Raw genomic sequence first — 12,057 nt, 5'->3', positions numbered from 1 at the left:
GCCCCCTGCGACAAGTGGCCGACCGGACCCTCCCGGCCCGGGACGAGGCCGCCGGTCGTGGCAGGCGGCGCGCTGGGCGGTCGCGGCGGTCGCCGGGACGCTGTGGTGGTGGGCGGCGCTGCGGGTCGCCGTCCGGCCGGAAGCCGCAGGCCCGTGGGAGGGCGCCGCCGCCGTTGCAGGCTGGGGCCTCGGCCTGATACCGCTGCACGCCGTACCCGCCTCGGCCTCCGCCTCGGCCGCTGCTGCCCGGGCGGTCAGCCGTCCCCCGGCGCCGGACCCCGCTGGCAGCGCGGGCACCAGTACGCCACCCGGCTCTGATCCACCCTGCCGTGCTGACCGGACCTGATCGGGGTACCGCAGCGCAGGCACGGCTGGTGCTCCCGGCCGTACACCCAGTTGGTGCGGCCCCGCCGGGTATCACCGGTGGTGATGTGTCCCGGGCGTGCCTTGTTGGCCTCCAGCAGCCGCCGGGCCAGCGCCACCAGCTTCTCCGGCGCCCGCACCTCCTCGAACGGCGTCCACGGCGTCACCCCCCGCAGAAAGCACAGCTCCGCGACGTAGACATTGCCGATGCCCGCCAGATTGCGCTGGTCGAGCAGCGCCTCGCCGAGCGGCCGCTCCGGTTGGGCGGCCAGCCGGTCCAACGCCCGCGCCGCATCCCAGTCCGGCCCGAGCAGATCCGGCCCCAGATGCCCCACCACCTCGCCCTCCTCCGCGGTCGGCAGCAGCTCCAGCACCGGCAGCCGGTAGCCCACCGCGATCCGCTCCCCGTTCTCCAGCACCGCCCGCACCTGGTGCGACGGGCCGCCCCGCCAGCGGTCACCCGGTGCGTACAGGTGCCAGGAACCGTCCATCTGCAGATGCGAGTGGAGCGTGACCCCGGCCTCCAGCCGGAGCATCAGATGCTTGCCGCGCGGGACCACCTCCAGCACCTGCCGCCCGGCCAGATCCACCGTCGCCAGCTTCGGCACCCGCAGATCCGCCCGCAGCAGCGGCCGCCCGGCCAGCGCGGTGTGCAGGCGGTGCGCGGTCAGCCAGATCGTGTCTCCTTCGGGCATTCATCCATTCTGACCGACCCGGCGACCGTCCGGGGCGGCTACCCGTTCGACCTGGCGACCGTTCGACCCGGCGACTGCCCGACCCGGCGACCGTCCGAGCCGACGACAGTCCCCACCCGGCCACCGTCCGACCCGAGGCCCCCGGGCAGGCGCCGGCCGCCGGCCGGGCGGTCAGCCGCCGTCGCGCAGCCGCAGGCCCCGGGGGGTGGCGTGGAAGCCCGCCGCCTCCAGTGCCTGTCCCAGCGGTGAGGTCAGCGCCGGCTCCCCATTGGTCCGCTCCACCGTGAGCCGGCCCAGCGCGCCCTCCCTGACCGCGAGCACCAACGCGTCCGCGGCGGCCTGCACCCGTATCTCGTCCATCGGCCAGGACAGCAGCGTCTTGCCGCCCCGCTCGACATAGAGAGCCAACACGCCGTCGGTCAGGACCACCAGCGCGCCGGCCTTCCGCCCCGGCTTGTGGGTGACCCCGGTGGGCTGCTCGGGCCAGGGCAGCGCGGCCCCGTACGGATTGGCCGGATCCGCCGCGGCCAGCACCACCGTGCGTGACCGGCCGTGCTCCTGCTGCTCCAGCTCCCGGGCCGTGCTCAGCGCGCGCAGCCGGTCCACCGCGCCGTCCATCGCGAACTGCGCGGCACCCAGGCCCTCCACGACGTAGCCGCGGCGTGCCTGCCCGGTCTCCTCGAAGGCGGCCAGCACCCGGTAGGCCGCCGAGAAGCCGCCGGCCACCCCCTCGGCGGCCACCGCGCCCCGGGTGACGACGCCGTGCCGGTCGAGCAGGGTGTGGGTCAGGGCGTGCGCCCGCAACGTGGGGTCCGGCTCCCCGGCGGGCACCAGCGACCAGCGGCCCGCGGTGGTGGGCGGCCCGCCGCGGGAGGCGGTGCTCCGCGGAGCCCTGGCGGCCAGTGAGCTGTACCGGCCGCGCGGCACCGCCCGCGGCGCGCGGTGCGCGGTGGCCCCGGCCGTGCGGCCCGAGCCGAGCAGCGCCCGCAGCGGCGCCAGGGTGTCATTGGTGAGCCGCCCCGACCAGGCCAGATCCCACACCGCGTCGGCGAGCTGCGGATCGGTCGCCTGCTGCCCCGACGCGCGTACCTGATCGGCGATCTGCCGGAAGAACAGCCCGTACCCGCCGTCCAGGGCGGCCAGCACCGCCTGGTGCAGGGGGCTCAGCTCCAGTGCCTGGGGGGCGGGCAGCAGCAGCGGGGCGCTGTCCGCCAGATAGAGCGACACCCAGCCGTCCTTGCCGGGCAGCGCCCCCGCACCGGCCCACACGATCTCCCCGGAGGAGGTCAGCTCGTCCAGCATCGCCGGGCTGTATCCCATCACCCGGGACGGCAGCACCAGCTTCTCCAGCGCGGAGGCGGGCACCGTCGCGCCCTGCAACTGCTCCACCGCCCGGGCCAGCCCGTCCATGCCGCGCAGGCTGTGGGTGCCCACGTGCTGCCACTGCGGCAGGAACACCCCGAGCGTCGCGGGCGGCACCGGCTCCAGCTCCTGCCGCAGGGCCGCCAGCGAACGGCGCCGCAACCGGCGCAGCACCGTGGTGTCGCACCACTCCTGTCCGGCCCCGCCCGGCCGGAACTCGCCCTGCGCGACCCGGCCGGCCGCCGCCAACCGGTGCAGGACGCCGTCCGCCACGGCAGCGCCGAGCCCGAACCGCCCGGAGGCGTCATGGGTGGTGAACGGCCCGTGCGTCCGCGCGTAGCGCGCGACCAGGTCGCCCAGCGGGTCCTTCACCGGCTCGGTGAAAGCCACCGGCACCCCGACCGGAAGCGCGGTGCCCAGCGCGTCCCGGAGGCGACCGGCGTCCTCCACCGCGGCCCAGTGCTCGGCGCCGGCGATCCGCACCCGGATCGCCCGCCGGGCCGCCTCCAGCTCCGCAGCCCACCCGGGATCCGCGCCGCGGGCCGTCAATTCCTGCGAGGTCAGGGGTCCGAGCATCCGCAGCAGGTCCGCCACGCCTTCCGCGTCCTTGACCCTGCGGTCCTCGGTGAGCCACTGCAACTCCCGGTCCAGCTCGGCCAGCACGTCCGGATCGAGCAGTTCGCGCAGCTCCGCCTGTCCCAGCAGCTCGGCCAGCAGCCGCGAGTCCAAGGACAGCGCCGCCGCCCGGCGCTCGGCGATCGGTGAGTCCCCCTCGTAGAGGAACTGCGCCACGTATCCGAACAGCAGCGAGCGGGCGAAGGGCGACGGCTCCGGAGTGGTGACCTCCACCAGCCGCACCCTGCGGGCCTCGATGTCGCCCATCAGCTCCACCAGCCCGGGCACGTCGAACACATCCTGGAGGCACTCGCGCACCGCCTCCAGCACGATCGGGAACGAGCCGTACTCCGAGGCCACCTGGAGCAGTTGGGAGGCACGCTGCCGCTGCTGCCACAGCGGGGTGCGCTTGCCGGGGCTGCGGCGCGGCAGCAACAGCGCCCGGGAGGCGCACTCACGGAACCGGGAGGCGAACAGGGCCGAGCCGCCCACCTGATCGGTGACCAGCTGCTCGATCTCGCTCTTGTCGAAGGCGACGTCCCCGGCGCCCACCGGGGACTGCTCCGGATCGAACTCCGTGCCCTGCCCGGCCGGATCGACGTCGAGCAGGTCGAGGCCCATCAGGTCGGCGTCCGGCAGCCGCAGCACGATGCCGTCGTCGGCGTGCATCGCCTGGGCGTCCAGGCCGTAGCGCTCCTGGAGCCGGGCACCCAGCGCGAGCGCCCACGGGGCGTGCACCTGGGCGCCGAAGGGGGAGTGGATGACGACCCGCCAGTCGCCCAGCTCGTCGCGGAACCGCTCCACCACGATCGTCCGGTCGTCGGGCACATGCCCGCATGCCTGGCGCTGCTCCCTCAGATACGCCAGGACGTTGTCGATGGCCCACGCGTCCAGGCCGGCCGCCGACAGGCGCTGCCTGGCGGCCTCCGGGGCCAGGGCCCCGACCTCGCGCAGCCAGGCACCCAGGGCCCGGCCCAGCTCCAGCGGGCGGCCCAGCTGGTCGCCCTTCCAGAAGGGCAGCCGCCCCGGCACGCCGGGCGCCGGCGAGACCAGCACCCGGTCGCGGGTGATGTCCTCGATCCGCCAGGAGGTGGTGCCCAGGGTGAAGACGTCGCCGACCCGGGACTCGTAGACCATCTCCTCGTCCAGCTCCCCGACCCGGCCGCCGCCCTTCTTCGGGTCGGCCCCGGCGAGGAAGACCCCGAACAGGCCGCGGTCCGGGATCGTGCCGCCGGAGGTGACCGCCAGGCGCTGGGCGCCGGGCCGGGCGGTCAGGGTGTTCGCGACCCGGTCCCACACCAGGCGCGGGCGCAGCTCGGCGAACGCGTCCGACGGGTACCGGCCGGCCAGCATGTCCAGCACCGCGACGTAGGCCGAGTGCGGGAGCGAGGCGAACGGCGCGGCCCGGCGCACCACGCCCAGCAGCTCGTCCACGTCCCAGCTGTCCATGGCCGTCATCGCCACGATCTGCTGCGCCAGCACGTCCAGCGGATTGGCCGGCACCCGCAGCGCCTCGATGGCGCCCTGCCGCATCCGCTCCGTCACCACCGCGGACTGCACCAGGTCACCGCGGTATTTCGGGAAGACCACCCCGGTGGACACCGCGCCCACCTGGTGGCCGGCGCGGCCGACCCGCTGGAGCCCGGAGGCGACCGAGGGCGGTGACTCGACCTGGACGACCAGGTCGACCGCTCCCATGTCGATGCCCAGCTCCAGGCTGGAGGTGGCGACGACCGCGGGCAGCCGTCCCGCCTTCAGGTCCTCCTCGACCAGCGCCCGCTGCTCCTTGGACACCGATCCGTGGTGGGCCCTGGCCAGCACGGGCGGAGCGCCTCGGGCCGCACCGGACTCGGCCATGATCTCGGCGGGGGAGTGGGCTTCGGGCAGCGGCTCGCCCTCGGCCCGCTCGTAGGCGATCTCATTGAGCCGGTTGCACAGCCGCTCGGCCAGCCGCCGGGAGTTGGCGAAGACGATGGTGGAGCGGTGCGCCTGCACCAGGTCGGCGATCCGCTCCTCCACATGGGGCCAGATCGACGCGCGCTCGGCGGGGCCCGCCGCCGCCCCGGTGTGCTCGGTCACCGGGGAGCCGCCCAGCTCGCCGAGATCCTCCACCGGCACGACCACTGACAGGTCGAACTTCTTCTGCGAGGTCGGCTGGACGATCCGCACGCGGCGCTGCGGCGACAGATAGCGGGCGATCTCGTCCACCGGGCGCACGGTGGCGGACAGGCCGATGCGCCGGGCCGGCCGCTCCAGCAGCTGGTCCAGCCGCTCCAGCGAGAGCGCCAGATGGGCGCCGCGCTTGGTGCCGGCCACCGCGTGCACCTCGTCCAGGATCACCGTCTCCACCCCGGTGAGTGCCTCCCGGGCGGCCGAGGTGAGCATCAGGAAGAGGGATTCGGGCGTGGTGATGAGGATGTCCGGCGGCCTGGTGATCAGAGCGCGCCGCTCGGCGGGCGGAGTGTCCCCCGAGCGGATACCGACCCGCACCTCCGGCTCGGGCAGGCCGAGCCGCACCGACTCCTGCCGGAGACCGGCCAGCGGGCTGCGCAGATTGCGCTCCACGTCCACCGCCAGGGCTTTCAGCGGTGAGACATACAGCACGCGGCAGCGCCGCCGGGTCTCGGCCGGCGGCGGGGTAGCGGCCAGTTTGTCCAGCGCGGCCAGGAACGCCGCCAGGGTCTTGCCGGAGCCGGTCGGCGCCACAACCAGCACGTCGGAGCCCTCCGCGATGGCCGACCACGCCCCTGACTGGGCTGCGGTGGGCTCGCGGAACGCTCCCGTGAACCACGCGCGGGTGGCGGGCGAGAAAGCGGCGAGGCTGTTGCGACCGGACTGATCGGACTGATCGGACTGACTGGACTGACTGGACTGACTGGACATGGCATCCATCCTGCCTCGCCCCACCGACACCGCGCCGAGCGCGAGCCGGAGATCTGTGGACAACTCCTGACGCGATCATGGCGACGGCAGGAGCGGGCGGCAGTCCGGGTGGTGTGCGGCGGGGGCGGGTGATCTCCGCCGGGCGATCGGGCGCGCGATACTTGGGCCCATGCGGTTGACGATTTTCTGGGAGCGGATGCGCGCGCATTTCGGCGACACCTACGCCGACACGTTCGCGCGCGACCACGTGATGTCCGAGCTGGGCGGCCGTACGGTCCTCCAGGCGCTGGACGACGGCTGGGAGGCCAAGGACGTCTGGCGGGCGGTGTGCGCCGCCATGGACGTGCCGGCTTCTCACCGCTGAGCGGGCCCCGGGGCCTTCCGCCCCGCAGTCTCTGCTGAAGTACTGCAAATGGGTTGATATCAGGACTTACCACCGGACAGCACACAGACTTGCCCTGTGGCAGGAAGCGACGGGACCCCGGACCCGGGGGCGGGTGAGCCGCAGGCCGAGCCGGGAAGGTCATCCACCCGGATGCCGCGCTGGCTGCATCGCGCGTTCCTGCTCGCGCTCGCGCTCGTCGCCTGCTTCGAGTTCGCGCACTGGGTTTTCGACCGGCTGGTCGGCCTGCTCGTCAACGTCCTGGTCTCGTTCTTCGCCGCCGTGGCGATCGAACCCGCGGTGGCCTGGATGGCGCGCCGGGGGATGCGCCGCGGTCTGGCCACCGGCCTGGTCATGCTGGCGGTGGCGGTGGCCGGCGGCGGCTTCCTGCTGGCGGTGGGCTCTCTCCTGGTCGACCAGGTCACCTCCATCGGCCACAACCTGCCGGCAGACGTGAACAAGGTCGTCGTCTGGGTCAACCGGAACTTCCACACCGACATCCACACCGGTGACCTCCGGAACAAGGTGCTGCACTCCGGCTGGCTGCGCAGTCACCTGCTCAACGGCGCCGGCAGTGTGGTGGGCATCTCCACGACCGTCATCGGCACGGTGTTCCGGATCTTCACGGTGCTGCTGTTCACTTTCTACCTGGCCGCCGACGGGCCGAGGCTGCGCCGCGAGCTCTGCTCGATCCTGCCGCCGGCCCGCCAGGCCGAGGCGCTGCGCGCCTGGGACATCGCGGTGGTCAAAACCGGCGGATACCTCTACTCCCGCGCGCTGCTGGCGGTGATCTCCGGCGTCGCGCACTACATCCTGCTCCAACTGCTCGGGGTGCCCTTCGCGCCCGCGCTCGGGGTGTGGGTGGGCCTGGTCTCGCAGTTCATCCCGACGGTCGGCACGTATCTGGCCGGCGCGCTGCCGATCCTCATCGCCTTCACCGAGGATCCGTGGGACGCGCTGTGGGTGCTGATCTTCGTTGTCGTCTACCAGCAGTTCGAGAACTACCTGCTGCAACCGCGGATCACCGCGCGGACCGTGGAGATCCACCCGGCGGTCGCCTTCGGCTCGGTCATCGCCGGAACCGCCCTGCTGGGCGTGGTCGGCGCCCTCATCGCGATCCCCGCCACCGCGACGCTGCAGGGGTTCTTCGCCGCCTACGTACGGCGTTACGAGGTCACCGACCCGCGCCCCGAATGAGAACCGCCGGCCCGGCGGGCGCCCCGGTGAGCGCTTGACAGGAAAATCGAACATCCATTCTCATGGAGATCGGGCGGCTCCTCCCCGGTCGCGGCACAGGATTCGGCCGGCGCGGCGAGAGTTGTCCACAGCTCGGGACCGACGTCCGGGCGCATTGTCAGTGGCAGGCGCTAGCGTCATGCACGTGAAGCGATCGAACCAGACATCCCGGGTGGAACCCATGGTAGGAAACGACCGCGAGAAGGCGCTCGACGCCGCACTCGCACAGATTGAACGGCAGTTCGGCAAGGGCGCCGTCATGCGTCTCGGCGACCGGCCCAATGAGCCCATCGAGGTCATCCCCACCGGGTCGACCGCCCTGGACGTGGCCCTCGGCGTCGGTGGACTCCCGCGCGGCCGGGTGGTGGAGGTGTACGGCCCGGAATCCTCGGGCAAGACCACCCTCACCCTGCACGCGGTGGCCAACGCCCAGAAGGCCGGCGGCACGGTGGCGTTCATCGACGCCGAGCACGCTCTCGACCCCGACTACGCCAAGGCGCTCGGCGTCGATACGGACAACCTCATCCTGTCCCAGCCGGACACCGGCGAACAGGCCCTGGAAATCGTGGACATGCTGATCCGCTCCGGTGCCCTCGACCTGATCGTGGTCGACTCGGTGGCAGCGCTCGTGCCGCGGGCCGAGATCGAGGGCGAGATGGGCGACTCGCACGTGGGTCTGCAGGCCCGGCTGATGAGCCAGGCGCTCCGCAAGATCACCAGCGCGCTCAACCAGACGAAGACCACGTGCATCTTCATCAATCAGCTCCGCGAGAAGATCGGTGTGATGTTCGGCTCGCCGGAGACCACCACCGGTGGCCGCGCGCTGAAGTTCTACGCCTCCGTTCGGCTCGACATCCGCCGGATCGAGACGCTCAAGGACGGCACCGACGCGGTCGGCAACCGCACCCGCGTCAAGGTCGTCAAGAACAAGGTCGCGCCGCCCTTCAAGCAGGCCGAGTTCGACATCCTCTACGGGCACGGCATCAGCCGCGAGGGCGGTCTGATCGACATGGGTGTCGAGCAGGGCTTCGTCCGCAAGTCCGGTGCCTGGTACACCTACGAGGGCGATCAGCTCGGCCAGGGCAAGGAGAACGTCCGCAACTTCCTCAAGGACAACCCGGACCTGGCCGACGAGATCGAGAAGCGGATCAAGGAGAAGCTGGGCGTGGGTGTGCCGAAGCCCGTAGTGGAGGCTCCGGGCGTGCAGCCCGGTCCTGACGCGGCCGGCCCGGCCGAGCCCGCCAAGGCGGAAGTCCCGGCTCCCAAGAAGGTGACCAAGGCCACCGCCGTCAAGAGCTGACGCCATGGCGTTCGGGTCATCCCAGAAGCGCGGCGGCTCTTCCGAGTCGAGGGCCTCGCGAGAGCCGCCGCTCGATCCCGAGGAGCAGGCGCGGGACTTGTGCCTGCGCCTGCTCACCGGGACCCCCCGCACCCGCAGACAACTCGCCGACGCCATGCGGAAGCGGGAGATCCCCGACGAGGTCGCCGAGCAGGTCCTGGAGCGCTTCCAGGATGTGGGCCTCATCGACGACCAGGCGTTCGCCAACGCCTGGGTGGAATCCCGGCACCGGGGCCGCGGACTCGCCCGCCGCGCCCTGGCCAGGGAACTCCAGCACCGCGGGGTGGACGCGGAGTTGGTGACCGAGGCCGTTGGGCTGCTCGACTCCGAGCAGGAGGAGCAGACCGCCCGTGAGCTGGTGCGGCGCCGGCTCCCGGCCACTCGCGGTCTGGACCGCGACAAGCGGATCCGGCGCCTGGCGGGGATGCTGGCCCGCAAGGGTTATCCCGAAGGACTGGCCCTCAGAGTGGTACGCGACGCGCTCACCGCGGAGGGCGCCGCCGAGCAAGGGGAGGAGGAGTCATGGCTGTGGGAGAGCGAATAACGCCCGGCGACGGCCGGATACCGCCGCCCTCAGCGCGACACCTCTGCCCGACAGCGGTACGCGTGCCCGTGGGCCTGTCGGCGGGCCCGCAAGTCCGGACCTCCGGCCGGGCCCGTAGTGGTGGCGCCGCCAGCAGTCGGCGCCCGGACACGCGTCGGCCCGCCGGCGTCGGCGCCCGCTGAGCCGGCCGGCCCCCCGGCCGGCCCCCGATCCGCGTCCCCACCCCGAACGGCTGAGCTCACCGCAGCCCTCAGCGGGTGGCTCCACCGACCCGCCGGCCCGTCGCACCGCCACCGGCCCTGCCACCGCCGTGGCCGCGTCGGCTCCGTTCCCGGCTGCCCGGCTCCTCCTGGGTGTCGTCCCCAGCCGGGGTGTCCTCGCCAGCCGGATCGGCGTCCGACGCCGGGGGGCCGCCGCGAGCCAGGTCGGCGGCGGAGTACAGCTCGGCGGGACGGCAGCCGATCATCGTCGTGACCAGGTGGCCGTCCGGCCGGATCAGCAGGACGCTGTGAGCGGTGGCGCCCGGATAGGTCTCCGCGACCAGCAGTTCGGCGCGGGTGGGCAACGCGGCGACCGCGGAGGCAAGCCTCGGCATCAACCCCGCCGTCAGCCAGTGCCGGGACTCCCACACCCCGGTGCCGGGGGCGACGAGGAGCACCAGCAGGCCCCGTCCGAGCCGGTCCCGGAGCCGTCCCACGGTGCCGTCCAGCGCGGTGACCCGCACGTCCCTGACCACCCCGCCCGGCGGCGTGTCACCCCCACCGAGCGGCGACGAAGGCCCCGCCTTACCGCCGCCGCGCGGCGCCGGCAGGGAAAGCGGCGAGCGGCTGTACGCCACGGTGCCGGCCACGGCCCCACGCCCCAGGTGGCTGTCGGTCAGCAGCTCCGCCTGCCCGCGCGCGGAGCCGGACAGCAGAGTGTGCCGCACGCTCTGCCAGGGCCCGCTCGCCCGCAGCAGCGGCAGCGCCTGGTCGGTGGCCCGCAGCCGGGCGCCGACCGCGCCCCGGCGCTCGATCTCGTAACTGTCCAGCAGGAGTTTGGAGGCCCCGTCGTGCCAGGCCAGCGAAAGTTTCCAGGAGAGGTTCTCCGCGTCCCGCAGACCCTCCTCGACGCTCTGCGCGCCCAGCGCGCCCATCAGATGGGCCGCGTCGCCGGCCAGAAACACCCGCCCCACCCGCCACCGCCGGGCCAGTCGCTGATGCACCGGGTACTCCGCCGAGCCCACGAGTTCGTACGGAACCACCTGCCCGCACCAGGCCGTGAGGGTGGCGCGCAGCCGCTCCACCAGGGCGTCGGAAGTCAGCTGACGGCCTTGGGGAGGCAGCAGCCAGTCCAGTCGCCACAGCCCGTCGGGCAGCGGCCGGGCGGTGATCTCCTGCCCGGCGGGGGCGCCCGGCGGGTCGCGGTGCAGCAAGGCCACCCCGGGCTCGGGAAGTTCGGTCCGAAGGACGGCCACCGCGTACCGGTCGACGGCGGTGCGGCCCGGGAAGCGCGCGCCCAGCAGCTTGCGGACCGTCGAGCGGAATCCGTCGCAGCCCACCAGGAAGCTGCCGCGCCACCAGGTGTCGTGGGCGCCCCGGGTGTGCACGGTGACCCCTCGCGCGTCCTGCTCGATCGCGTCCACCCGGCAGCCGGCCACAATCCGTACCGAACCGCAGGTCAGCAGTGCCTCCCGGAGACCGCGTTCCAACCTGTGCTGGGCGACATGGACCGGGGCCTCCATCGGGTCGGGGCCGAAGTCGACGCGCAGCACCTCGGTACGCCGGCGCAGCGTCCGCCAGGCCGCCCAGGTGGCGGAGTCCTGACGCAGGGTCGTGTAGCCGAGCCGTTCGACCAGCGCGGCGGTTGCCGGAGCGAGGACAGCGGTGCGTGGCCGTCGCAATCCGCCGGCGTCGCCCGGCACCTCCGTTTCGTCGAGGAGGATGACAGGGACGTCGCGGCGGGCCAGCGCGAGAGCGAGAGCCAAGCCCACAGGGCCCGCCCCCGCGACGATCACCGGGTCCACGCAGCAGCCCCCGGAAGATTTGCGGTCACAAAGCGTATGCAACCCACTGCGCCTGCCCACGTCAAGCGAGGGTCGCTGCTCGGCGCGGTGCGGTGTCCGCACACCCGGCGCACTTCACGCGCACCGGACGGCGCCCGCAAAGCGTACCGGCTCGGTAACGGTCCTCCGCGTGAGCGGGTACCCCCTTGACGCACCCCGGCCCGATCGGCGTGGATTCCGTCGGGAAGGACAGGATTCCGGTCCCACCCGACGAGGAGGAGGTGACGCGTGCGACTGCTGCTCGTGGAGGACGACGACCGGGTCGCCGCCGCCCTTTCCGCGGTCCTGGGCAAGCACGGCTTCGATGTCCGGCACGCCCGCAGCGGCGAGGAGGCCATCCGGGCGGTCCTGCCCGGCGAAGGCCCCGGCTTCGACTGTGTGCTGCTGGACCTCGGCCTGCCCGACCAGGACGGCTTCGAGGTGTGCAGCCGGATCAGGCGCCTGACCACCACCCCGGTGATCATGGTCACCGCCCGGGCCGACGTACGGTCCCGCATCCACGGCCTCAACCTGGGCGCGGACGACTACGTGGTGAAGCCGTACGACACCGGCGAACTCCTGGCCCGAATCCACGCCGTAGGCCGCCGCCCGCCG

At 73.2% G+C, this 12,057-nt stretch carries 8 protein-coding genes; 5 read left to right on the top strand and 3 right to left on the bottom strand.

Annotated features, from left to right (window positions below):
• Window positions 1-254: 254 nt before the first annotated feature.
• Window positions 255-1,058 (bottom strand): DNA-formamidopyrimidine glycosylase family protein, encoded by an 804-nt coding sequence (locus GA0115240_RS01750; RefSeq protein WP_093734869.1) that lies wholly within the window; start codon window positions 1,056-1,058, stop codon window positions 255-257.
• A gap of 171 nt (window positions 1,059-1,229) precedes the next feature.
• Window positions 1,230-5,918 carry an ATP-dependent helicase gene (locus tag GA0115240_RS01745; protein WP_093734868.1) on the bottom strand — a complete coding sequence of 1,563 codons (4,689 nt, stop codon included), beginning with the start codon at window positions 5,916-5,918 and terminating at the stop codon, window positions 1,230-1,232.
• Between the two features lie 169 nt (window positions 5,919-6,087).
• Between GA0115240_RS01745 and GA0115240_RS01740 the strand changes: the two genes are divergently transcribed.
• From GA0115240_RS01740 to recX, 4 genes are all read left to right on the top strand, one after another.
• Complete coding sequence (locus GA0115240_RS01740; RefSeq protein ID WP_093734867.1) at window positions 6,088-6,282, top strand: DUF3046 domain-containing protein; 195 nt, start codon at window positions 6,088-6,090, stop codon at window positions 6,280-6,282.
• Between the two features lie 171 nt (window positions 6,283-6,453).
• Window positions 6,454-7,497 carry an AI-2E family transporter gene (locus tag GA0115240_RS01735; RefSeq protein WP_093734866.1) on the top strand — a complete coding sequence of 348 codons (1,044 nt, stop codon included), beginning with the start codon at window positions 6,454-6,456 and terminating at the stop codon, window positions 7,495-7,497.
• A 220-nt stretch (window positions 7,498-7,717) separates the two neighbouring features.
• Window positions 7,718-8,836 carry a recombinase RecA gene (gene recA / locus GA0115240_RS01730; protein ID WP_093734865.1) on the top strand — a complete coding sequence of 373 codons (1,119 nt, stop codon included), beginning with the start codon at window positions 7,718-7,720 and terminating at the stop codon, window positions 8,834-8,836.
• 4 nt (window positions 8,837-8,840) lie between these two features.
• On the top strand, window positions 8,841-9,419 hold the full coding sequence (gene recX / locus GA0115240_RS01725) for a recombination regulator RecX (RefSeq protein WP_093734864.1): 579 nt from the start codon (window positions 8,841-8,843) through the stop codon (window positions 9,417-9,419).
• Window positions 9,420-9,669: 250 nt separating this feature from the next.
• Here recX and GA0115240_RS01720 read toward each other — a convergent pair whose 3' ends face one another.
• Entirely contained in the window at window positions 9,670-11,424 is a 1,755-nt protein-coding gene (locus GA0115240_RS01720; protein ID WP_093734863.1) for an FAD-dependent oxidoreductase, read from the bottom strand.
• Between the two features lie 267 nt (window positions 11,425-11,691).
• On the opposite strand from GA0115240_RS01720, the gene GA0115240_RS01715 reads away from it, so the two are divergent.
• Window positions 11,692-12,057: response regulator transcription factor (locus GA0115240_RS01715; RefSeq protein WP_141708676.1), on the top strand; the 366-nt coding region annotated here is incomplete at its 3' end.

The organism is Streptomyces sp. DvalAA-14 (assembly GCF_900091855.1).
GTDB lineage: Bacteria > Actinomycetota > Actinomycetes > Streptomycetales > Streptomycetaceae > Actinacidiphila.
The sequence above is the reverse complement of the archived record's forward strand: the minus strand, read 5'-3'. Positions and strand labels throughout refer to the sequence as shown.